18 protein-coding genes are annotated in these 22,626 nt (G+C 53.5%); 7 read left to right on the top strand and 11 right to left on the bottom strand.

The window, feature by feature from the left end:
* Positions 1 to 10: 10 nt before the first annotated feature.
* Positions 11 to 1,918 carry a beta-glucoside-specific PTS transporter subunit IIABC gene (locus IBT46_RS10050; protein WP_200545563.1) on the bottom strand — a complete coding sequence of 636 codons (1,908 nt, stop codon included), beginning with the start codon at positions 1,916 to 1,918 and terminating at the stop codon, positions 11 to 13.
* 105 nt (positions 1,919 to 2,023) lie between these two features.
* Positions 2,024 to 2,869, bottom strand: coding sequence for a BglG family transcription antiterminator LicT (gene licT, locus IBT46_RS10045; protein WP_200545562.1), 846 nt, complete (start codon positions 2,867 to 2,869; stop codon positions 2,024 to 2,026).
* Positions 2,870 to 3,457: 588 nt separating this feature from the next.
* Here licT and IBT46_RS10040 point away from each other — a divergent pair.
* The 3 genes from IBT46_RS10040 to ypfM all read left to right on the top strand — a co-directional run bounded on the left by IBT46_RS10040 (position 3,458) and on the right by ypfM (position 5,764).
* Positions 3,458 to 5,077, top strand: a complete 1,620-nt coding sequence (locus IBT46_RS10040) for a carbohydrate porin (protein WP_200545561.1) — start codon at positions 3,458 to 3,460, stop codon at positions 5,075 to 5,077.
* A gap of 254 nt (positions 5,078 to 5,331) precedes the next feature.
* Positions 5,332 to 5,526, top strand: a complete 195-nt coding sequence (locus tag IBT46_RS10035; protein WP_105593268.1) for a hypothetical protein — start codon at positions 5,332 to 5,334, stop codon at positions 5,524 to 5,526.
* 178 nt (positions 5,527 to 5,704) lie between these two features.
* On the top strand, positions 5,705 to 5,764 hold the full coding sequence (ypfM, locus tag IBT46_RS10030; protein WP_101505280.1) for a protein YpfM: 60 nt from the start codon (positions 5,705 to 5,707) through the stop codon (positions 5,762 to 5,764).
* 93 nt (positions 5,765 to 5,857) lie between these two features.
* Here the strand turns inward: ypfM and acrD are convergent, their stop codons facing one another.
* The 3 genes from acrD to narQ all read right to left on the bottom strand — a co-directional run bounded on the left by acrD (position 5,858) and on the right by narQ (position 11,581).
* The gene (acrD, locus tag IBT46_RS10025) at positions 5,858 to 8,971 is read right to left on the bottom strand and encodes a multidrug efflux RND transporter permease AcrD (protein WP_105593269.1); all 3,114 of its coding nucleotides are present in this window, start codon (positions 8,969 to 8,971) and stop codon (positions 5,858 to 5,860) included.
* A gap of 232 nt (positions 8,972 to 9,203) precedes the next feature.
* Positions 9,204 to 9,833: a response regulator gene (locus IBT46_RS10020; RefSeq protein ID WP_105593270.1), complete on the bottom strand. Its 630-nt coding sequence runs from the start codon at positions 9,831 to 9,833 to the stop codon at positions 9,204 to 9,206.
* Positions 9,830 to 11,581, bottom strand: coding sequence for a nitrate/nitrite two-component system sensor histidine kinase NarQ (gene narQ / locus IBT46_RS10015; RefSeq protein ID WP_200545560.1), 1,752 nt, complete (start codon positions 11,579 to 11,581; stop codon positions 9,830 to 9,832). Before narQ ends, IBT46_RS10020 begins: the two co-directional genes overlap by 4 nt.
* Before the next feature lie 245 nt (positions 11,582 to 11,826).
* On the opposite strand from narQ, the gene IBT46_RS10010 reads away from it, so the two are divergent.
* The 3 genes from IBT46_RS10010 (at position 11,827) to nudK (ending at position 14,593) form a co-directional block, all read left to right on the top strand.
* The gene (locus IBT46_RS10010) at positions 11,827 to 12,102 is read left to right on the top strand and encodes a DUF1471 domain-containing protein (RefSeq protein WP_200545559.1); all 276 of its coding nucleotides are present in this window, start codon (positions 11,827 to 11,829) and stop codon (positions 12,100 to 12,102) included.
* A 336-nt stretch (positions 12,103 to 12,438) separates the two neighbouring features.
* The gene (ansP, locus tag IBT46_RS10005) at positions 12,439 to 13,905 is read left to right on the top strand and encodes an L-asparagine permease (protein WP_200545558.1); all 1,467 of its coding nucleotides are present in this window, start codon (positions 12,439 to 12,441) and stop codon (positions 13,903 to 13,905) included.
* A 109-nt stretch (positions 13,906 to 14,014) separates the two neighbouring features.
* Positions 14,015 to 14,593, top strand: a complete 579-nt coding sequence (gene nudK, locus IBT46_RS10000) for a GDP-mannose pyrophosphatase NudK (RefSeq protein ID WP_105593274.1) — start codon at positions 14,015 to 14,017, stop codon at positions 14,591 to 14,593.
* 60 nt (positions 14,594 to 14,653) lie between these two features.
* Here nudK and IBT46_RS09995 read toward each other — a convergent pair whose 3' ends face one another.
* The 6 genes from IBT46_RS09995 to IBT46_RS09970 are packed head-to-tail and all read right to left on the bottom strand — an operon-like array spanning position 14,654 to position 20,349.
* Positions 14,654 to 15,604 carry a spore coat protein U domain-containing protein gene (locus IBT46_RS09995; RefSeq protein WP_234480064.1) on the bottom strand — a complete coding sequence of 317 codons (951 nt, stop codon included), beginning with the start codon at positions 15,602 to 15,604 and terminating at the stop codon, positions 14,654 to 14,656.
* On the bottom strand, positions 15,601 to 17,985 hold the full coding sequence (locus tag IBT46_RS09990; protein ID WP_200545557.1) for a fimbria/pilus outer membrane usher protein: 2,385 nt from the start codon (positions 17,983 to 17,985) through the stop codon (positions 15,601 to 15,603). The genes IBT46_RS09995 and IBT46_RS09990 overlap by 4 nt, the downstream gene beginning before the upstream one ends.
* Before the next feature lie 2 nt (positions 17,986 to 17,987).
* Entirely contained in the window at positions 17,988 to 18,773 is a 786-nt protein-coding gene (locus IBT46_RS09985; protein ID WP_105593276.1) for a molecular chaperone, read from the bottom strand.
* A 6-nt stretch (positions 18,774 to 18,779) separates the two neighbouring features.
* On the bottom strand, positions 18,780 to 19,289 hold the full coding sequence (locus IBT46_RS09980; protein WP_244913742.1) for a spore coat U domain-containing protein: 510 nt from the start codon (positions 19,287 to 19,289) through the stop codon (positions 18,780 to 18,782).
* A 5-nt stretch (positions 19,290 to 19,294) separates the two neighbouring features.
* Positions 19,295 to 19,852 carry a spore coat U domain-containing protein gene (locus IBT46_RS09975; protein ID WP_234480063.1) on the bottom strand — a complete coding sequence of 186 codons (558 nt, stop codon included), beginning with the start codon at positions 19,850 to 19,852 and terminating at the stop codon, positions 19,295 to 19,297.
* Positions 19,853 to 19,902: 50 nt separating this feature from the next.
* A complete protein-coding gene (locus IBT46_RS09970; RefSeq protein WP_200545555.1) occupies positions 19,903 to 20,349 on the bottom strand; it encodes a LuxR C-terminal-related transcriptional regulator in 447 nt (148 codons plus the stop codon).
* 1,019 nt (positions 20,350 to 21,368) lie between these two features.
* Here IBT46_RS09970 and IBT46_RS09965 point away from each other — a divergent pair.
* Positions 21,369 to 22,457 carry a DUF1176 domain-containing protein gene (locus tag IBT46_RS09965; protein WP_200545554.1) on the top strand — a complete coding sequence of 363 codons (1,089 nt, stop codon included), beginning with the start codon at positions 21,369 to 21,371 and terminating at the stop codon, positions 22,455 to 22,457.
* Positions 22,458 to 22,626: the final 169 nt, after the last annotated feature.

The following is a 22,626-nucleotide window of genomic DNA, read 5'->3' as shown; positions in this document are numbered from 1 at the left end:
TATTTACTCCTTAAGCCGCAACGGAAAGTTTTAAGAATTCTTCCTGTGATTTAATATCGCCCTTCGCCATCAAACTAATATCGCCATAGCGTTCGGTATTGGTGACAATAATAATTACGCTTGGGTCGATATCGTTTTTAATTAATGCATCTAAATCGAAACGAATAAGCGGATCGCCGACTTTAACGTCCTGACCGTCTTCAATCAGTCGGGTAAAGTGCAGGCCTTTGAGCTTGACGGTATCAATGCCGATATGAATCAGGATCTCTGCGCCGGAATCACTTTCCAGCGTAATCGCGTGGTTGGTAGCAAAAACCGAACCGACTTTGCCGTTTACCGGGGAAATCAACACGCCTTCTGAGGGATAAATAGCGATGCCTTTACCGAAAACCTCATCCGCAAAGACCGGATCGCTGACCTCATTTAACGGCATCAGCCTGCCGTCTATCGGGGCGAAAAGACGCTCATCCTGGCTGATGATGACATTGCTTACTCCGGCCTTTAGCGTTTCTGCGTTGCCAGAAGGTGGCGATTTTTCCGGTGTTGTCTTAGCAGTGTCGCCGTCAGCTTTTTCTTCAAAACCAAGCAGTAGCGTGGCGGTAGTGGCAACGCTGAAGGCAACGGCAAGGCTCAGCAGCGCCCAGCCAAACGTTGGCCCGACCAGCGCCGGCAGGCCGGGTAAGCCGCTCAGTGCATAGGCATAGGCTTTCACGCCGAAGAACAACGCTACGCCACCGCCGCAGGCTCCGCCGATTAACGCAGCTGCAAAAGGACGTTTGAAACGAATATTAATGCCGTACATCGCCGGTTCCGTCACTCCCATCAGCGCACTGAATGAGGTCGAAATGGCCAGGCTTTTGGTTTTTTTATTGCGGCTGCGCAGGAACACGCCAAAGGCTGCACCCGCCTGGCCAAAGTTCGCCACGTACATAATAATCTTGAACGGATCGTAACCCAGCTTGCTGATGTTATTGATAATGATCGGTACCAGAACATAGTGCATACCGGTAATAATCATCAGCGAGAGCGTGCCGCCAACGATGATACCTGCCAGTGGCCCCATATTTTCGACCAGCCAGATAATGCCGCCGGATAAAGCGTTACCTACGGTAATACCGGCCGGGCCAATGAAAATCAGCATCACCGGTGCGACGATCAGCAAGCTGATGAGCGGCACGAACATGGTTTTTACCGCAGAAGGGATAATCTTATTAAAGAACCCTTCCACGTAGCTGAGCAGCCATATTGACAGAATAATCGGGATGACCGAGCCCGCGTAGGAGACGGCAGAAACCGGGATATCGAAGAAGGTTACGGGATCGCCCGACTTCAGCAGCGTGACCAGCGTGGGGTGAAACAGCGTTGCCGCCAGCGCTACCGAAAGGTAAGGGTTTGCGCCAAATTTTAACCCGGAACTGTAGGCGATAACGATCGGCATAAAGTAAAAAACGCCGTCGCTGATGGCCGAGAGGATCAGGTAGGTTTGGTTAGTATTCGCCACCCAGCCGAACGAAATAAACAGCGACAGCAGGCCTTTCATTATCCCGGCCCCGGCAATTGCCGGAATGATCGGGGAAAAAATTCCGGAGATAATTTCCAGCGCTGAAGAGACAGGATTACGGCGCTTTTTCTCTTTACCTTCGCCTTCCTTCGCGTCGTCGCTCTTTTTAAGATGCGGCAGTTCCGCCTGGATGGCGCTGCAGATCTGCGTGACTTTGTTACCAATGATTATCTGAAACTGATCGCCAGATAAATTGACACCCATGACGCAGTCTAAATTTTCCAACGCATTGCGGTCTACCTTACTGTTATCCTTAAGATAAAATCGCAGTCGGGTAATGCAGTGAAACAGTGAAACGATATTATTCTCGCCACCCAAATGTTCAATAATCTGTTTAGCGCTTTTTTGATAATCCACGGAAGGTTATCTCCAGATAAAGACCGTAGCGGTCAGTAAGACAATTGCCGGTTAAACCGGACACCTTTCTCCTTCTGGGGTTTGCCTGATTGAACAGTAACAAGCCTAAATGGAAGTTGTATGACGTTTTACAATATTATAAATATGTACCGTTAAATAGAGTTTTTCAGAATTGGTCATGACATGACCGTAATTCTTTTTGGTGAATTCGCCGATCGCGTTGACGCAGCTATAGGCTTTCTCATGTTTATTATTCGAAAACTCAAACAGGTCATCGTCGTCATTTTCAATAATAATGCCGCCGATAACACGTTGAGCAAAAAATTTCACGTGTGTAATAAAACGCTGCCAGGCGATCCCCTGCTCGTCGAAGGTAATGCCGAACCAGTATTTTACAATGCTCTGAATTTGATGGATAAGTTTGGTTATTTCAATAATCTGTCCATCGGGTGCCTGCATCCCTGAGTTAACAATATGCAATGCAATACTGCATGCCTCGGAGTCCGGCAGTAGCAGCCCGGTATAGGAAGCAATTATCGCTAATGCCTGATGGCCAACAAGATACTCCTTGCGGTAGAAGTGTTTAACTTCCCACTGTAAGGGAGAAACCAAATCCATGCCGTTTTTATTACGCTGGATAGCAAAGTTTAAATGATCGGCCAGCGAAACATAAATTATTTCGCTAAGCGGGTAGTTCAGTGAAGAACGGGCCAGATTAACGATATCATCCGTCAGCTGAATGATTTCAACGGGCACTTCATTCAGCAGCACTTTGAAGCGGTCATTCACCTTGTCATCATGTAGATGAAATGTTTTTTCGACATGGGCAACATTCACTTCATCACCCACGCTGGCGTTAAAACCCAGAGCTTTCCCCGTTAGGATAACTTCGACACCATTAGAGTCCAGAGAGCTGACGACATTATTATTAAGTATTTGCTTTATACGCATCAGAAACTCCAAAAACAAAAACGGGCAAAAAAATATTTGAATCCAGAATAAATCTGGTTCCGCAATATTGTTTTGCCCGCCGAACGGTAACAAGCTTCATGCATTTAGCGAGACACTATAGCGCAACGCTGCGTCAGTCAATATAAGTAAAGTCTTAGTACAATCTTTGTCTTCAAAGTGTGATTTGGCGCAAGTTTCGTGCTCAGCACAAACCCCTGCCTGTACTTTTTATGAGCAAGGATTCCGTCTGGAATGCATAAATTATCCACTAACAGCCAATATCTACCTGTAAAAGTGATAAAGGTCACACCTGAAGAATAATTTAATTGAAAAAGTAAAATGCTATGTTTAGGGTTCCGACTCGTTGGGCGTTACTGATATTAATCAGGCGCTACTTTCTCAGATTTAAAGTTTATTAATTAGTATCACAGGGCGTCACTTTCAAAAGGCGAAACCTGGCGGAGCGTAACGATTCGTTACCAGCTCCGTCAGGTTTTTTTTTGCTAAAAATTCCGTTCGGGGCGTTTGAGTTAAATTCCGATGCGGAAGTTTAAGACGAGTTTTCACCATAAGTTCTGGGGTTTTAAAATGAAAAAATACAAAATCAAACCGATTTGTATGCTGGTCGGTGTTGCGCTGTTTTCTGCTCACGCAACTTCATCTGAATTATCCATTGAGCAGCGATTAAAGATTCTGGAAAAAGAACTGTCTGATAATAAAAAAGAGCTACAGGCAACGCGGGAAGAATTTAATCAGTACAAAGCCAATGAAAATAACGCGAGAAAACAGGCTGTTCTGGTCGATATGCCGATGGCTAAATCCGCAACCACCGGCGTTAATCATCAATCTGCGAGTCACAGTACGCTCGCTACTACACCGGCGAAAGATAATGGCGAATTGAAGCTTGCCAGTGAGCAATATACGCTGAAAGATCTGAGCGACTATGTGAAAGATGATATTGGTTTTACCTACGCAGGGTATTTCCGTACCGGGTGGGGGACGTCATCGAATGGTTCACCAAAATCCTGGGCAATTGGTTCACTGGGGCGACTGGGTAATGAGTACACCGGATGGTTCGATCTGTTGCTGAAGCAGCGCGTGTATCGCGAGGGCAATAAAAGCGCCACGGCTATCGTGAAGTTTGACGGCAACGTCGGGCAGCAGTATGCCACCGAGTGGTTTGGCGACTACGCCAGCAATGAAAACCGGATGCAAATCCTGGATATGTATCTGACCACCAAAGGGTTCCTCTCCTTTGATGAGAGCGCTGATTTTTGGGTCGGTAAGCATTCACTGGCACCTTATGAAATTAAAATGCTGGACTGGAAAAGCCATCGTTCGGGTGCCGGTGCGGGGCTGGGGGTAGAAAACCTCAATGCCGGATGGGGAAAACTTGACCTGGCATTAACCCGCGAAGACTTTAATCTCTACACGCGCGACTATTCTGCCTCTCATCAGGTGAATACCAATCAGGTTGAGGTCAGATACAAGAACATTCCGCTGAGCGAAGGCGGCGATCTGAGCCTGACCGCGAAGTATATGATGGGCAATAAGGATGAGACGCAGAAATTGGGAGAAAGTGACGGCAGCTACTTCAAACTCAAAGATGCCTTCCTTGCCAGTGCTATTTATAACCAAAAATTTGGTAATGGCAGCTTCAATGAGTTTACTGCCCAGCTGGCCAGCAACTCGATTGCCAGTAACTTTTCACGGTACGCTTCATCCAACCCGTTTGGTGGTTTGAACAACTACTACTATGGCGATCATACTGATGGGCTCGCCTGGCGATTGATCTCTCAGGGTGAAATGTACCTTGGAGAAAAGATCATCCTGGCCAATGCGCTGGTCTACTCTTCCGGCAATGATATTTTCAGCTATGAGACGGGTGCCCATTCCGATTTCAACAGCATGCGTGCGGTCGTGCGGCCTTCCTGGATCTGGGATAAATACAATCAAACCGGCGTGGAGCTGGGCTATTTCACCCAGACGAATAAGAATGCCAGCGGCACCTCATTTGACGAATCAGGTTTAAAAACAACGCTGTATCATATGTTTAAAGTTGATACCAGTCTGCTGAACTCCCGGCCGGAGATCCGCTTCTACGGAACCTGGCTGCGCGTGCTGGATAATGAACTGGACCAGTTTACCTTCCCGGACCAGAAGAAAGATCAGTTCACCATCGGCGTTCAAACCGAGGTTGGCTGGTAACGATTAGCCGAAGGTATAGCGAATGCTGGGCAAACCACCGGTACGGTTATCGGTGGTTTTCTTCCTCTGTTAATCAATTCCTTATCGCAGATCGGGGGCACGCAGAACTTTTGGTGCCCAGAAGGTAAACTCAGACATTCGTACCCTTCTGTTTTTTGTGGGATTCATCTATATTCGGAAGAATGCAAAGCAGGATAATAGCTGCGAGCAAATCATCTTCAGGGTGAAGACCCATTTTCAGGAGGAGGGGAACCATGAACTATTTGAAAGAGTCCGCGGTACATGCGGTAGAAGAAACCCAGTCCACAATTATTCTCACGCGGAAGAAAAAGACCCGCTGTGAGGAGTTTGCGCACGTCGTTGAAGCGGTGATGCGGGACTACCCTGATGCCAAAACGCATATCGACAGCGAAAGCGGCGGTTACGATAAGATCATCATTCTGAAATAACCGGGCTCATGGCCCTCAGAAGGGGCCAACGTTAGCCGTTGATCAAATTGTGCACTCCAACACAATTCCCGCAGAATTCTGCTATCAATGGTTTCCCCGATAGCTGTAAATGAGATCTCCGTCTGTTCTTATCACAATATTGCTTCTAAAATAGCCCCACAAAAAAAGAGAGGCTATGATGATCGACTTGGAATTAGGGAACTGGAAAGACTTTATCGAAGCAATGTTACGCAAGTAATTCGCTCTGCTAGAGAGAAGCATGGTGGCAAACCAATCCGCTTTATCTTCAGTAACCCATATTAAAAAAGGCAGCCATTCGGCTGCCTTTTGCTTATTTTAGCTTTTCTTTCAGCGGGAAGCGTCGCCGCACCAGCATGAAGAACAGCGGTACAAAGAAGATGGCCAGCACCGTGGCTGAAATCATTCCGCCCATCACCCCCGTCCCTACCGCGTGCTGGCTACTGGAGCCCGCACCGCTGCTGGTCGCCATCGGCAGCACGCCGAAGATAAACGCCAGCGAGGTCATCAGGATCGGGCGCAGGCGCTGGCGGGAAGCCTCAAGCGTGGCTTCGATCAGATCGCTGCCGCGCGTGTTCAGCTCGTTGGCAAATTCAACAATCAGAATGGCGTTCTTCGCCGACAGCCCGATCACCGTTAGCAGCCCGACCTGGAAGTAAACGTCATTTTCCAGCCCGCGCAGCCAGGTCGCCACCAGCGCGCCAATCACTCCCAGCGGAACGACCAGCATGACCGAGAACGGGATAGACCAGCTTTCATACAGCGCGGCCAGGCAGAGGAACACCACCAGCAGCGAGAGAGCGTACAGTGCCGGTGCCTGTGCCCCGGTCATCCGCTCCTGCAGCGAGGCACCCGTCCACTGAAGGCCGATACCGGTTGGCAGCTGACTGACCAGGTTTTCCATAATATCCATCGCCGTACCGTTACTCACGCCTGCGGCGGATTCACCGACAATTTCGACCGCCGAGTAGCCGTTATAGCGTTCCAGACGCGGCGATCCGGTTTCCCAGCGCGAGCTGGCAAAGGCGCTGAACGGCACCATCTGCCCGCTGGTGTTTCTGACGTACCATTTATTAATGTCGTCCGGCAGCATGCGGTACTTCGCTGCGGCCTGAACATAAACCTTTTTCACCCTGCCGCGATCGAGAAAGTCGTTAACGTAGGTGGAGCCCCAGCCGGTTTGCAGCGTGCTGTTAATATCGTCAAGCGATACGCCCAGTGCCTGCGCCTTGCGCTGGTCGATATCAATGCGCAACTGCGGGCTGTCATCCAGTCCGTTGTGACGCACGCGAGTCAGCGACGGGTTATTTTTCGCTTTCTCCAGCAGCGTGTCGCGCGCGTTCATCAGCGCCTGATGGCCGAGCCCGGCATGATCCTGTAGCTCCATATCGAAACCGGCCGAGTTGCCCAGCCCGGTAATCGCAGACGGGCTGCTGGCGATCACGCGGGCTTCGGTGATGTTTTCAAAGGCTTTGGTTGCGCGCTCGATGATTGCAAAAGAGGAGTTCTCACTGCCTGCACGCTCCTTCCAGTCCTTCAGCCGGACGAAAAGACGCGCGACGTTTTGTCCGTTGCCGCCGGGGCCGGCACCAACGGTGGCGAACACGGAAACCACGTTATTTTTCTCAGAGGTCAGATAGTAATGTTCAACTTTCTGCACCACCTTCATGGTTTGCTGCAATGTGGAACCGGAAGGCAGCTGTACCTGGGTGGTGAAAATACCGCGATCCTCCAGCGGCAGGAATGAGGTGGGCAGGCGCAGGAACAGGAAGGCCATAATCGCCATCAGCGCCAGATACAGCACCAGCCAGCGTCCGCCTTTAGCCAGAATGCGGCCAACTCCGCGCTCGTAGCGTTCGGCATTGCGATTAAACATGCGGTTAAACCAGCCGAAGAAGCCACGACGGCCGTGATGATGCCCCTGCGCCAGCGGTTTAAGCAGTGTTGCACACAGGGCAGGGGTGAGGATCATCGCCACCAGCACCGACAGCACCATCGCCGACACGATGGTGACAGAAAACTGGCGGTAGATCGCCCCGGTGGTGCCGCCAAAGAAAGCCATCGGAATAAACACCGCCGACAGCACCAGCGCAATACCCACCAGTGCGCCCTGAATCTGTCCCATCGACTTACGCGTGGCTTCACGCGGTGACAGGCCTTCCTCACTCATTATTCGTTCAACGTTTTCCACCACCACAATCGCATCGTCCACCAGCAGGCCGATCGCCAGCACCATCGCAAACATGGTCAGGGTGTTGATGCTGTAGCCGAAGGCGTAGAGCACGCCAAAGGTGCCAAACAGCACCACCGGCACGGCAATGGTTGGGATCAGCGTGGCGCGGAAATTCTGCAGGAACAGGTACATCACCAGGAATACCAGCAGCACCGCTTCAAACAGGGTTTTCACCACGTCTTCAATGGAGGCTTTAACAAACGGCGTGGTTTCAAACGCGATTTTGGCTTCCAGTCCGTGCGGGAAGTAGTGCGACAGTTCGTCAAGGCGGGCGCGGACCAGGGTATCCGTTTGCAGTTCGTTAGCGCCGGAAGCCAGCTTCACGCCCAGCCCGGATGCGGCCATGCCGTTATAGCGGCTGAGGTAGTCATACTTCTCGGCACCCAGCTCCACCTGGGCCACATCGCCCAGTGTCACCACCGAACCGTCGGTGTTAACGCGCAGGGTGATATCGCGGAACTGCTGCGGGGTTTGCAGCAGCGACTGGGAATTGACGGTGGCATTCAGCGCCTGCCGATCAACGGACGGTAGCCCACCGAGCTGACCCACGGCAACCTGGCTGTTTTGTGATTCAATTGCGCTGACCACATCGCCGGTGGTCAGCGAATAGTTAATCAGTTTATTGGGGTCCAGCCAGATGCGCATCGCGTACTGGGAACCGTAGGCATCCACCTGGCCAACGCCGTCAATACGGCTCAAAGGGTCCTGAATATTACTGGCAACGTAGTCGGAGATATCCTGCTTGTCCATGCTGCCGTCGGTGGAGACAAAGGCCACCATCAGAATATTAGTATCCCCGGTTTTATTCACCGTTACGCCCTGGGACTGCACGTCCTGAGGCAATTTTCGCAGCGCGGTTTGCAGCTGGTTTTGCACCTGCTGGCGCGCTTCATCAGGATTGGTGCCCGCTTCAAAGGTGAGGGTGATGGTGGCCTGGCCGGTATTGCTGCTCTGCGACGACATATACATCAGGTTGTCGATGCCGGTCATATTCTGCTCAATGACCTGAGTCACGGTATTTTCAAGCGTTTCAGCAGAGGCGCCGGGGTAGTTTGCGGTAATACGAACGTTAGGCGGGGCCAGGTCGGGGTACTGTTCTACCGGTAGCGACATAATCGCCAGGCCGCCGGTAAGGCAGAGAATAATCGCCAACACCCAGGCAAAAATGGGGCGGTCGATAAAAAAGTTCGCCATTGCAAGCTCCGCAGCTGATTATCGGAATAGAAAGAAAAAGAATTCACCAGCCAGATCCGTTTGGCGCTGAAATGAGGCGTCCGGTGCGGAGCGGATTTATCAACCGATTCAACAGGCTCCATCGATTCACCACTTTACCTGCCTGGCCGATCGAAATCGTGGAGAAATTGAGGAGAAAGTGTAAATTAGCGTGGAAAATTACAGGGGATTATTTACTTCCTGACGCATTGTGTCACTGATGAGACTCCAGCCAGAGCACGGTGGCGGCAACCCGCGAGCGTACGTTAAGTTTACGCAGCACGCTGCGGATATGTACTTTGACCGTTTGCTCGGAAATCGACAGGTTCTCAGAGACTTCTTTATTCGACAGGCCGCGCGCCACCTCTTTCAGCACGTCCAGCTCACGAGCGGTGAGGATTGCGAAAGGATCGCCCTGCCAGGCACGGTTTTCCCGCCAAAGCTGCATGGTGTCGCTGAATGCCTGCCCGCCTTCGGCAACATTAATAATCTGCGCCAGCATCTGTTCGGGTTCGCCGTCTTTCAACAGGTAGCCGTCAACGCCCGCATCGAGCAGGGTAAAGAAGTCGCTGCGGCTGTCGGAAACGGTCAGGATCACCACCCGGCAGGGGATCGATTCGCTCCGCAGTATCTGCAATGTCTCCAGACCGGAAAGCCCCTTCATATTGAGGTCCAGCAGCACCAGATCCGGCTGTATCTGCCGCGCCAGCGTCAGCGCTTCCGTGCCGTTACTGGCTTCCGCAACCACCTGAAAACGGCTGTCCAGCTGCAAGAGCTGATGCAGACCGCGACGCATCAGCGGATGATCGTCAACGATTAATACGCGAATAACAGTGTCGTTCATACTTCACTCCCTGAATGTGCGGATGAGGGGATCGGGTCTGCTGCGGCAGGCAATACACTCTCTGTGGCCGGCATAAATTGCAGTGCAACGCAGGTGCCACCGGTTTCGCCGCGCGTGATACTGAGCGTGCCGTTCAGCCTTGCTGCCCGCTCATGCATGATGGTCAGCCCGTAGTGGTCCGGAGGTTCCTGCTGGCTGGCAATACCAACTCCATCGTCCATAACGGTAATGTTCAGCTCGCCCTGATCATCGCGACGGGTAACGACGGTTATATGTTGTGCATGAGCGTGACGAATGGCGTTGAGCAGCGCTTCGCGGACGATTTGCAGCACGTGGATTTGTTGCTGGGCCTGTAGCTGCCCGTCAATATCGCACTGTAATACAATCGGCGCGTCGCTTTGCGGGCGCAAAGGCAGAATCACCTGCTCAAGCGCCCGGGAAAGGCTGGCGGGTTCAATCGTCAGGCGGAAGGTGGTCAGCAATTCACGTAGCTGACGGTTGGCGGCGGTCAGCGCCTGTTCAAACTCGGCCACCACCGTTTGTGCCTGCGTGGCGTGCGGTTCAAGCGTTCGTTTCAGGCGTGCAATCTGAATACGTAAAAACGTCAGTGACTGGGCCAGTGAATCATGCAGTTCGCGAGCAATTGTCGCACGTTCCTCAAGCAGCAGCAGCGTTTGCACCTGCTGCTGCGCTTGCCACAGTTCCAGTGCGTGAACCAGCAGAGAAGCGACCCCCTGCATCAGTCGCGGTTCGCTGCTGTGTGCCTGCCAGCGCAGCAGGCCACACGGCTGCGGCTGGTGGCTGAGGTAGAGAGGAATGGAATGCCACGGCAGTTGCGAATCGCTGTGTCCGGCGTGCAGTACGCCAAAGTCAGGCACGGAAAACTCTATACTGTTGAGTCGCTCATGGCGCAGCACCAGCGCGAGCGTGAGTTGAAATGCTTCGCGGCCTTCCACACTGCGGCTGAGCCGCTGCGAGCAGGCATACAGCAGAGTGAGGCGTCGATTGGCCTGGGTCAGGCTTACCGTTTTTGCCCGCACCGTCTGTGACATCGCCGTCCATGACTTTTCCAGTTCACCGGACATGCGCGTGAAGGCGCGCGCCAGTACGCCAAGCTCATTGTCGAGCTCGGTACTCAGTGGCGGCAGTGTAAAATGGGTCTGCTCAACGGCTTCGCTGGCGCTGAGTAACTGTCTGAGCGGCCCGACGATTTTCAGCCGAATATGGCGCAAGGTTACAATCACCAACAGAGCAATAGCGGTGAATCCCAGCAGGCAGGTCAACGCCACGATGCGCATTTTCAGCTCTGCCCAGTGCTGCAACGCCAGTACAAAATGGTCAATCTGCGCCACGGAATGAATAATCCGCGCAACATGTTCAGCGTTAACCTGCGGGAGGTTGGAACTCAACGAGGGTTGCAGTTGCTGCCAGGAGGAGAGCAGATCGTGGTAGCGCTGGCGAACGGCATCCGGCACATAAAACCGGTCAAGGGATTGTAATGCCGGGGCCAGCAGCGTTTGCTGATACTGATTGATATGTTCAGCCTGCAGGGCGGAATGGGAGGTGATGTCCCACGCCAGCCGATAGCTTTGCATCCGCAGCGAACCGGCCAGATTAATGGCTTCTGCATCGCGCAGACTGCCCGACAGCGTCAGCAGCGCCAGTCCACTGGAACAAATCGACAGCAATACAATAGCGAATAGCGTACGCGCGATGCTGTGGGTGACGGAGCGTTTGACTGATGGCATGCACTTATCCTTAATTTGCGTAGGGATATTGTAACCAAAGAACCGTTGTATCTGAAGCCACCCTGCAACATGATTCATTTTCTGTTACATCCGGCTGGTTCATGCACATTCCCTGACATTAGCTGGCGTAACGCTACGCTGTGCTGACATTGCTTTAAAGCTTTTACCCACGGCTCACTCTGCTTTTCATTGTATTGGTAATAATTAGCTCCGTAACTAACCCGTACCGTTTGAGGAGCATCACAATGAACAAGACCATACCCGCACTAATCGCGGCGACCTTATTAGCTGCGACCTCTTTCACTACACTGGCTGCAACGCCGGTTGACGGTAGCCAGGCCATGAATATGCAAAGTATCGGTAGCGTCTCCGTTTCCGGTGTCCGAGGTTCGCTGGATGATGCAACCCATCAGCTGGCGAAAAAAGCGGAAGAGCAGGGTGCCAGCCACTATCGCATCGTTAGTGCTGACACCCCGGGCGACTCCAGCCTGTGGAGCGGTACCGCGGAGATTTATCGCTAACATTTTTACCCTGTAATACCCCTATCCCTGTGTAGTCCCTGTGTAGCCCTTAGTGCCATCACTAGCCGGTCGCAAATTGTGACCGGTTTTTTTATGCGCCACTCGACAAAAATTACAAAACCTCACGATTTCGTCCGCGGATTTTTTGCGTCGACCTGACAGAACGGTTAGGATGCATCGCCGCAATTTCCCGCGTGTCTTTAAATATAACTACAGTGCATCGGGTAAGTACTCAAAGTTGCAGCAACCGACGCAATCGTTTGGTCGGAGCATAAAAATAACAGGATACCAGGACGGGTAACCGCATCACTTGTGGACAGGACAATAGGATAGAAAATGAAAGCTGATAAAGTATCTGGCGCAGAAAAACGCGCTGCCAAAAGACGTTGGTTAAATTCGCAGGATTCTGGCTATAACAAAGCGATGGACAATCGCCACGTGCAGATGATTGCTATCGGTGGCGCAATCGGTACGGGCCTGTTTCTCGGTGCCGGTGCGCGTTTGCAGGTTGCCGGTCCGGCGCTGGCCATCGTCTATTTAGTCTGTGGTATCTTCTCCTTCTTCATTTTACGCGCCCTGGGTGAGCTGGTATTACACCGCCCGTCAAGCGGCAGCTTCGTTTCTTACTCTCGTGAATTCCTCGGCGAAAAAGCCTCTTACGTTGCCGGCTGGATGTACTTCGTCAACTGGGCGATGACCGGTATCGTCGATATCACGGCCGTTGCACTCTATATGCACTACTGGGGCGCATTCGGTGATGTACCGCAGTGGGTCTTTGCCCTCGGCGCGCTGGCCATTGTCGGCACCATGAACATGATCGGCGTACGCTGGTTCGCGGAGATGGAATTCTGGTTCGCGCTGATTAAAGTGCTGGCGATCGCCATCTTCCTGGTGGTGGGCGTGGTGTTCCTCGGCAGCGGCAAGCCGCTGGACGGTAACGCGACCGGCTTCCACCTGATCACCGACAACGGCGGGATGTTCCCTAACGGCCTGATGCCTGCGCTGGTACTGGTGCAGGGCGTGGTCTTCGCCTTTGCCTCTATTGAGCTGGTGGGTACCGCCGCCGGAGAGTGCAAAGATCCGAAAACCATGCTGCCGAAAGCGATCAACAGCGTGATCTGGCGTATCGGCCTGTTCTACGTCGGCTCCGTCGTATTGCTGGTACTGCTGCTGCCGTGGAATGCCTATCAGGCAGGCCAGAGCCCGTTCGTGACCTTCTTCAGCAAACTGGGCGTGCCTTACGTCGGCAGCATCATGAATATCGTGGTTCTGACCGCCGCGCTGTCGAGCCTGAACTCGGGCCTCTATGCAACCGGTCGTATTCTGCGCTCCATGTCGATGGGCGGTTCTGCACCGCAGTTCCTGTCTAAAATGAGCCGTTCGCAGGTGCCGTATGCCGGTATCCTGGTGACCGTCTGCGTTTACATCGTTGGCGTGTATCTGAACTACATCGTTCCTGCCAGCGTGTTTGAGATCGTGCTGAACGTAGCGGCACTGGGCATTATCTCTTCCTGGGCCTTTATCGTGGTGTGCCAGATGCGTCTGCGTAAAGCGATCAAAGAAGGGAAAGCGGATGACGTCAGCTTCAAACTGCCGGGCGCGCCGTTCACCTCCTGGCTGACGCTGCTGTTCCTGTTCAGCGTGCTGGTGCTGATGGCGTTTGACTACCCGAACGGTACCTACACCATCGCATCAATTCCGCTGATTGCTATCTGGCTGACCGCCGGTTGGTTCTTCGTGCGTAAGCGTGCTCAGTCTCTGTCTGAAGAGCAGCATGCCGCAGCGGAAAAACTGATGAAGTAAACCCGCTGTTTCCGGTCGGCGCTGTTTTCAGCCCGGCCGGTGTTTCAGATAGTTTTCCCTCTATACCCGTTCTATGATGACAGGCTCCTGATACCTTCACGGAGCCTGTATGTCCGCCAAGATCGACATCATTAAAAATAAAATCCTGTCAGAAAACTGGTTTGTCCTGCGTAACTTCACCTACGATTTGACCGCGAAAGACGGTGCGGTGATCCGCCACAAGCGCGAAGTTTACGATCGCGGCAACGGTGCGACGATCCTGCTCTACAATCGTGAGAAAAACAGCGTGGTGCTGACTCGCCAGTTTCGCATTGCCACCTGGGTGAACGGCAATCCCGATGGCATGCTGATCGAAACCTGCGCCGGGCTGTTGGATAACGACTCCCCCGAGGACTGCATTCGCAAAGAAGCCATTGAAGAGACTGGGTACGCGGTTGGCGAAGTTGAAAAACTGTTCGAGCTATTTATGTCGCCCGGCGGCGTGACCGAGGTGGTACATTTCTTTGCCGCGGAGTACAGCGAATCTCAGCGCGACAACGCCGGTGGCGGCGTTGAGGATGAAGATATCGACGTGATGGAAATCCCTTTCCCCGATGCCTGGGCGATGATCAAAGATGGCCGCATCAAAGACGGCAAAACCGTCACGCTGCTCCAGCACGCGCTGATCGCGGGCTGGCTCCACCTTTAAGGCTCACGCGCATCGCCTTTAACAGGCTGGCTCCACTTTTCACGTTAACGCGCATTGCCTTCAATAGGTCACCGTCACGGTGACCACATCGCTGTAGGTTCCCGCTGGCGGGCTGGCCTGGGTCGGGTTAATCGTTGCCGTATAGTTAATGGTTTGCGATGTGCCGCTGCCGGTCTGGCTGAGATTATTGGTGCTGGTCCAGGCCGCTCCCCCGGCTTGATAAAGCTGGTACTGCAAATAATTATTACCGGTGGTGCTGACCATCTGCCGCCAGTCGCCGCTGGTGGGGGTGGCGCTGGCCAGATTGACGCTGTAGCTGGCATTCAGCGTGCAGCGAACGCTCAGCGCGCTGTTAACGGTTTTGAACTCGGAGGGCAGGGCGGCAGAAGCGAATGCCACATCCGGCGCGCTGTCGATATAGCAGTCATTGATTACCGTCACCGTCACGGTAATAGTTGAGGTGGCATCACCGGTGGTATAGGCGCAGAGCCCCAGTACGCCAAGAAAACAGATGCTGTAATGCCAGTTAATCGTCAGCGTATCGGTATAGACGCCAGCAGGGATGTTGATCCCGGCGCTCGACCGCAGATACAGCGGCAGCGTGCTGTCCGGGGCATTGAACAGCCCGAGCAGCCCCAGCAGCGAGCGCTCGGTCCACGTAATCGTGCTGCCCACGTTGTAGGTGGTGCCGCAGGCGGCATCTTTACACAGCGAATAGGGGATCGCGGCACCGGTCGCGCTGTACAGCTGCGGCGACGTCCCGACGGGATGCTGTGAACTGCTGATGGTGGCGGTCACCGTGTTCTCCGCCAGCAGGGACACCAGGCTGCCGCTGGTACAGGCGAAACCGCTGCCGGTCGTAATAGTTTGCGCGCTGCTGGCAAAAGTAAAGGCGCTGATGCCGCCAAAGGTTGAGGTACTCGATGAGGCGGTGCAGGCCGCATAGCTCAGGCCGCTGCTCAGCAATAGCAGGCTTGCTAACAGAAGGCGCAGGATCGCGTGCATTTTCATGGCTGTTTTTCCGCTGAAGAATTGTCCGGGCAGACAAAGGTGGCGAACAGGGGCGATGTTTTACCCGATGCATTTATCTTAAAGTCGTGACGGCAGCTTCCCTGCGGCAGCTTCACAACGATTTCATTACTGGCCGCCAGTCCGCTAAGCCAGACTTTTCCGCCGTAGCCGACCAGAGTGGTTTGCCCGCTGTGGGTTTCTATCACCGGCGTTCCCACCGGCAGCGGCTGCTGCTGCGCGTCGAGCAGCGTCAGGCTGGCTGAACGTACCGTAGTTACCGGGAATTTCACCAGCGTGCCGCTGCCTTCCCTCACCGCCACGCGTGATTCAATCTGCGGAAGCGAGGCATCCAGCGGCAGATCGAGCGGATCGATAGCCACTTTCGACGGATACCAGGCGCTGACCCAGGGGATAAGCAAGTGGCCGCGATCGTCGGTTTTACCGGTCAGCTGATTTTCAAAGGTGACCGGCACGTCGGGATAGCCGTCGGTGCTGACCAGAATAAAAGCATCATTGACCTTGTTGGTGGCAAACAGCGCGTTATCCATCCAGATAAGGGAACCGCTAAGATCGGCCCACTGGCTGTTATTGTTCGATTCACCATAAACGCCGCCGCTTAGCGTGGCCTGGCTAAACTTCCAGCTGGCGTCGGCCTGATAGTAGTCGCTGTTGCCGTTGGAGTAGGCGAGGTTCCAACCCAGTCCGCCGCTGACCGGCGCGCTGCGGTTAAAGTTAATGCGCTCATTGTAGTCGCCGCTGGTGCTGCGCTGTACGCCGGTGCTCAGGCTGGCACCCGATTCCAGCGGTACGATCACCTGCACCTGCGCATTATAACCCTGCTCGCCGAGGGTTTTGTTCAGTGCCAGGTAGAGGCTGCTGGAGCCCCACAGGCTGCGGCTCCATGAGAGGTTTGCCAGCCGGGTACGACTGTTATCGCTGGCGCGAATATCGAAATAGCCCAGGCCGACGGTGCCGCCGCCCGCGCCCAGCGGCGCGAAACTCAGCGTAGCCTGATCCGCCTGGCGGCTGAGCTGGGTGGCGGTTTTCCATGTACTGATATCAGTGTAGTTTTCACTGCGCTGCAGGTGCTGCATCGCCAGATCGAAATAAGAAGTGTAATAGGAGTAGCCAACCACGTACTGGTTGCCGCTGTCATCCGCCCGGCTCTGGCTGACCGCGCTACTCAACGTACCCCAGCGGCCCACCGCGACATCGCCGCCGATACCGCCAAGCTGAAGCCCCGGACGGCCTTCCGCGTGCAGAGACAGGGTAAAACTGTTATTCAGGCCATAGCGCCAGATGCCGCTGGCTGCCGCATCGCCGTAGTCTGCGCTGCGGATGCCGTAGTTTTGCCGCAGTGCGCCCGCGGTTAAATCGAAATCGCTCAGCCCTTCGCGCAGCAGCTGGTTGGAGACATAAAACGGCACGCTGGTGGAAACCTGGCGGCCCAGCGCATCGGTGGTCACCACCGTGGCTTCTCCGGCACCGTTAATATAGGGCACGTTGGTGAGGGTAAACGGCCCGGCGTTAATACTGCTGCTGCTGGCCTTGTAGCCGTTAATAAACAGATCGACACTGCCGGGCAGGGCGGCGTTGCCCGACCAGTTGATCAGCGGGTAGGTCACCAGATCGGGGCGCACGCTGAAGTTACGTGCCACACGAAGCCCGCCAAGCCGGGTTGAGTTGCTCCATGTCAGCGAGTTGTTGATCACATCACCCGCCTGCCAGGCAATCATATTGGCTTCATCGTTGTACTTCCACAGCGTGTCGTAGCGCAGATAGCCATCGGCGGCATCGTCGCTTTTCCCCGACCACCAGCTGCGCCAGGTACCGGTATTGGACAATGCACCGGCGGTGCCAAACAGGCGTTGTTCCAGCCAGGTTGCCGTGTAGCTCTGGCCATTCTCAGTGTGCAGGCTGTAGCTGTCGTAGTTCAGCAGCAGGCCGGTAGAGCTTTGTGCAGGGGTAAAACCGAGCAGGTTATTACCCGATATGTTCTGCAGCGGCAGCCAGTTATCCGGCACCGTCAGCACCAGCTGCTGTTGCGTGCTGTTATAGCTGGTTTTCACCTCGGGCAGCTGAGTGACGTCAATCAGCCCGGTCTGGCCGCCAATGCGAACGTGGTTCCGCGTCAGCGCTCCTGCCTCAACCAGATAGTGTTCGCCGCGCGCCTGTACCGGGACGATCTGGTCGTCCGGCTGGCCGTTTACTACCAGCGTCAGATAGAGCGTATAGCTGTCGGTATTGCTCATCGCCCTGGGTGCGGCGGGGATGGCATCATATTCAGCGGCATACAGGCCGCGGGCATCCGGCATCAGGATGATTGCTATCGCCACCGTCAGCCGGGTCAATTTCAGGGCGGCAGGGGTGCGTTTTCTCATACTTAGTTCGCGGCCTGAATGGCCACCGGAGTCGTATTATCCGCCAGCTGAGCGTAGAGGGTTTGCCCACCGGAAGGCTGGCGCTTAGCAGGCAGCGGGAACGACATCTTTTGCCCCGGCAGCACATAACCCAGGAAGCCCTCGGACAGCCGCAGTGAGGCCTGCTCCGGTTTATTGCTGCTGCCCCAGAATACGTTACTCAGTCGGGCATGAACCACGCCCTGATTACGCACGGTGAGCCAGGTTTTGCCCTCGCGCTGGCTGAACGTCCAGCTCAGCTGTGGGCGGGTGGCCGTGCTGGCATCGCGTTTGCGATCGGTGCGTTCCTGGGTCCACAGGCCTTCACCGTCCAGGAACAGCGGCAGCAGATAGCGCATTTGCAGCTGAAGCCCGGCATGTTCCTGCATCTCTTTCGGCAGCGAGCCGGGCAGTTCATCAATCACGATACGGTAGGATTGTTCACGACCGGCCGGAACGGTCACGGTGCGCATCAGGCGAATAAGCTGGCGTTTTCCCGGCTCGACGGTAGCAAAAGGCGGGCTGGCAATGACATCCTGCTGATCGGCGTAGCGATCGCGCTGATCCTGCTGCTGCCAGCCCAGTACGCGAACCTGTAGGCTGACCGGGTAGCTGCCGCGATTCTCCAGCCACAGCGCAGACCCCTGCTGATCGGCTTCAATTACCTGGTAAACCGGCCATACCAGAACCGAGCTGGCGGCCAGAGCAAATTGTGGACACAGCGCGGTCAGCCAGAGCGCGCAAAATAACAACCCTGTTTTGAGTTTCATGTTTTTTTACCACGTTAGAGTCACGGTAACCGTATCGTTATAGGTGCCGGCGGCCGGAACGGTGCCGGAGGTCAAAAGTCGCGCATAAACCGGAAAGGTCTGGGTTGTTGCCGGGAACGAGGCAATGCTGTAAGCCAGTGCCCCGGTTCCCCATACGGTGCTGCGGCTGGCATCCCGATAGAGCTGGTATGCCAGCTTGTTGCTGCTTGTGCTGTTACTCAGATAGCGAGCGCTACTGGTGCCGCCGTTCAGGCCGTAGTCGAGGGCAATTGACATGGCGGTGCCCGGTGTACAGGTCACCACCACCGAACCGGCCCCGCTGCTGCTTACCACATCCACGTTGCTGCTGAGGTCGCCCACGGTGCCAAAATCGATAGTCCCTAACTGAGTCGTGCTGGCCGTGGTACTCCCCAGAATACAGCCGTTGGTAATGGTGGCTGAAACGGTAAAGGTATCGGTAACGGTGCTGGCAGTGCTACAGGTTGTCACCAGTAGTAGAACGCTACAGAGGCGCACGTTGATTACCAGGCCAGAGTGGCGATCACGGTATCAACATAGGTTCCGGCCGCCGGAGAAGTATTGCTCCCCTGGTCAGAAGGCAGAATACGGCCGTAGATTGGTATGTTCTGCGCGGTGCCGGTAGCTGCAAGGCTAATCGTATCGCCAACATCAATTTCAGTCGTGCGCGCGCTGTCGGAGTAGAGACGATAAGGGATCTGCGCGGTGCCGGATGACACGCTGCGCACCGTACCGTCACCGTGGAGGCCGCCGTCCAGTGTCAGCGTCGGGCTTAAGCCCGTACTGCAGGTGACCGTGACGGCACCGCTGCCGTCAGCGCCGGTCACGCTGCCGTCAATGGTATATTTCAAATCGGCATAGGTACCGAAATCCAGCGTACCCCATTTATTGGTGCCGGTAGAACCATCACCATTACCGACGGTACACGCCGAACCGATAATAACCTGAACGCCGATTTCACCGGTTAATGAACCGGTGGCCGCTGCGGATACCGGTTGCATAGCCGCGCTGCTTAATAAAGCCGCAGTTAACGCTGATAATAACAGTTTGTTCTTTTTCATAACTATCCTCATTATCGTAGTGATGCCCATTGGCTTGCTGTGTATAACAATTAAAAGGAATGATGCTGAACAGATAAATACTTCATCAGCTGCGGCATATCAGCGATGTTAAGCTTTTTCATTAAATTCGTTTTATGCGTATGAATCGTTTTATAACTGACGTTCATCTGCTTCGAGATAGTTATAACCGTATTATTTCGCGCCAGTAGCCAGGCGACATTCAATTCAGCCATAGTTAATGGCGCGCGATAAGCGTTCTCGCTATTAGTTTGCGTGTCCAGTCGCGGGCTGATCACACTTTGAATACGGTCCTGTTGATTTAATCCCGATATAATGGCTGTTATATTATCTCTCTTCGAGAAATAGCACTGAGCACCCATACCCGTCAGGTATTTAACTAAACCCGGTTCTTCTACGCTGGTAAAAATAATAAGCTTCACTTTTCTCCAGTGGTGGCGATTATCACGGATAAACTCTATTCCGGTAATAATATCCATGCTGCTGTCATAAAGCTCAGTGAAAACAATATCTACGTCACCTATCTCCAACAATAGTTGTAAAGCTGAAAATGATTTCAGATTTGCCAACAATAAATAGTTTGAAGACTGACTAACAATTTCACGTAACCCCGCGGTGACGAATGCGTCGGGGTCCAGTAATGCTACTTTTTTATCATCATACCGCCGACAACTGGTTAAGCACTGGCGTGCTGACTTTGCATTTATTTATAAGAACAATTTAGTTATAAAAATTTTTCTTTAACAGTCTTCATCAGTAAAAATTACAAAACGGATGTTTATGAAGGTTTGCTGGGTATTTTATGTGAGAAAATCCTGGGGAAAGATCATTGTGCGGATTAAAAAACCAGGTCGTGGCTTGGGAACTGTTTGCTAGCAACATAGTTAACGTTAATTTAAAGAAAACTTTACATTTAAGAACATAGGAATGTTCCTAGATATAGAGTCGTCGGCTTATGAAGAGCAAAAATACGGCGCAATACCGTCATCGATAGCGTTTGGTCAGTGGTAATTATTAAGCATATTCTGAATTAGATCCAGTTATTCATATAACTAACTAATTAGTTTCCGTTACTAACTACTTTTATGGGTTCCAATTATTGATGTATTGGCGAGTGATTCTTAAGGAAGATTGCATGATATCCAGCGCAGATGTCGTGCGGGTGGTATGAAAAATAGCCGAGTGAGGGCGGCAGGAACGCGATCCCGCTCCAGATATTGGCGGATTTATATCGTTAGCAGGAAATAAGGGTGAGGCTGTTCACAAATTAATTCATTATTCAGCAACCCGGGTGGCGGTTTGCCATTTTTCTGCTCTCGCCTGCGCGATAGCGGAGTTTTCTGGCATGGTTGCAGGGCGTTAACGGGTTAATCGCCACGCTGCTACAGTCCGATAAATCTGATTGAGGTACGAGTAAAGTCCTACCATCATATTCTTACACGCTGATTGTGCGAGGTTACGCGATCGTTGATATCCCACTCAGGCAGGGACTCCATCAATGTTTTACTGTATGAAGTGGTTGTCGCTGGCTCCTCTGTTCTTCACAAGCCTGTTGTACGCACAGCCTTTGCAAAAGACGTTCGATAGCTGGCAGATTACCTGTAACAACCTGAACAGCTGCGAAGCACGCAGTCTGCCCGGTAATAACGGCCTGGCGATGACCATCGCGCGGCATGCCGGACAGGGTGATAGCCCGTTGCTGAAAATTGATTACGGCAATCGTTATAGCGGTGAGCTTCCCGGCGGCGCATTGCAGGATAATCTGCTGCTGGACGGTCAGCGAATGAGGTTAGATCTCAAACACTGGCAGACTACTCCCCACCATCTCATCACCGATCACAGCATCTCAATTAATGAATTCATCGCCCAGATTATGGATGCTGATTCAATCCAGCTGGTCTATCGCGCCGATGCGTCTATTCGTCTGAAGGGATTAAAAGCTGCGCTGCTGCTGATGGATGAGGTCCAGGGGCGGGTGAACAGCAACAGTGCCTGGATTCGGCGCGGCGATCGTCCAGCATGGGATGTACCCGCAGCCCCCGCAATACCGCAGGTTTATCAACCTGAGCGCCCGCCGCAGCCGTTAACGCCGGATGAAACCCGAGGGCTGATTGATTTTGGCAGCCTGCATATCAACAGTGATAGCTGTTCTCTGGACGTGCAGCGACGCGAAGTGTCGGTGTCCCCACTGACGGATGACAAGGCGCTGCTATTGGTAGGCTGTGAGATGGGGGCTTATAACATTATCGATCTGGCTTTTGAGGTGACGCGCCAGCCTCCTTATATTCCACAACACATTGCGCTGACGCTGCCGTTTGTTCCTCCCGATAGCAACGAGCGGCAGCTGGAGCCAATTAATGCGGAATATGATGCGGTAAGCGGTGAGCTGCTCACGTTCAGTAAAACGCGTGGCCTGGGGGACTGTGGCGTAGCTACGCGCTGGCAGTTCAACGGGCGGGAGTTCGTTCTTGCAGAGTATGCGCAGGAAAGCACCTGCGATGCCTGGAACAGCAGCGATCGCTGGCCGACGCTGTGGGTGAGTCGGGTGGAGAATCAGCCCAGCGGTAGCGTTGAGCTTGAGCCATAAAATTTGTTCAGGCTGCGGGTCTGTCGGATCGGCGTGGAGCGGGCAAGCCATGATTATGTTTTCATTCAGGCAGCACGGAAGCCAGAAAGCGGGCGGGTTGTGCCTCCGTTCGAGCAATCCACAGCGCTGAACGCAGGGAGGAAGCCAGGATTCGCTCACAGGGACGTGA

The organism is Erwinia sp. S38 (assembly GCF_016624545.1).
GTDB lineage: Bacteria > Pseudomonadota > Gammaproteobacteria > Enterobacterales > Enterobacteriaceae > Erwinia > Erwinia coffeiphila.
This window is presented reverse-complemented; position numbering and strand designations above follow the sequence as displayed.

Coding starts and splice junctions, on each gene's coding strand:
- IBT46_RS09990 (WP_200545557.1), bottom strand. CDS start 17,985: ATGAGAAAACGCACCCCTGCCGCCCTGAAATTGACCCGGCTGACGGTG.
- IBT46_RS09995 (WP_234480064.1), bottom strand. CDS start 15,604: ATGAAAATGCACGCGATCCTGCGCCTTCTGTTAGCAAGCCTGCTATTG.
- nudK (WP_105593274.1), top strand. CDS start 14,015: ATGTCCGCCAAGATCGACATCATTAAAAATAAAATCCTGTCAGAAAAC.
- IBT46_RS09970 (WP_200545555.1), bottom strand. CDS start 20,349: ATGGATATTATTACCGGAATAGAGTTTATCCGTGATAATCGCCACCAC.
- licT (WP_200545562.1), bottom strand. CDS start 2,869: ATGCGTATAAAGCAAATACTTAATAATAATGTCGTCAGCTCTCTGGAC.
- IBT46_RS10035 (WP_105593268.1), top strand. CDS start 5,332: ATGAACTATTTGAAAGAGTCCGCGGTACATGCGGTAGAAGAAACCCAG.
- IBT46_RS09975 (WP_234480063.1), bottom strand. CDS start 19,852: ATGAAAAAGAACAAACTGTTATTATCAGCGTTAACTGCGGCTTTATTA.
- acrD (WP_105593269.1), bottom strand. CDS start 8,971: ATGGCGAACTTTTTTATCGACCGCCCCATTTTTGCCTGGGTGTTGGCG.
- IBT46_RS09985 (WP_105593276.1), bottom strand. CDS start 18,773: ATGAAACTCAAAACAGGGTTGTTATTTTGCGCGCTCTGGCTGACCGCG.
- IBT46_RS09965 (WP_200545554.1), top strand. CDS start 21,369: ATGTTTTACTGTATGAAGTGGTTGTCGCTGGCTCCTCTGTTCTTCACA.
- IBT46_RS10040 (WP_200545561.1), top strand. CDS start 3,458: ATGAAAAAATACAAAATCAAACCGATTTGTATGCTGGTCGGTGTTGCG.
- IBT46_RS10020 (WP_105593270.1), bottom strand. CDS start 9,833: ATGAACGACACTGTTATTCGCGTATTAATCGTTGACGATCATCCGCTG.
- narQ (WP_200545560.1), bottom strand. CDS start 11,581: ATGCCATCAGTCAAACGCTCCGTCACCCACAGCATCGCGCGTACGCTA.
- ansP (WP_200545558.1), top strand. CDS start 12,439: ATGAAAGCTGATAAAGTATCTGGCGCAGAAAAACGCGCTGCCAAAAGA.
- IBT46_RS10010 (WP_200545559.1), top strand. CDS start 11,827: ATGAACAAGACCATACCCGCACTAATCGCGGCGACCTTATTAGCTGCG.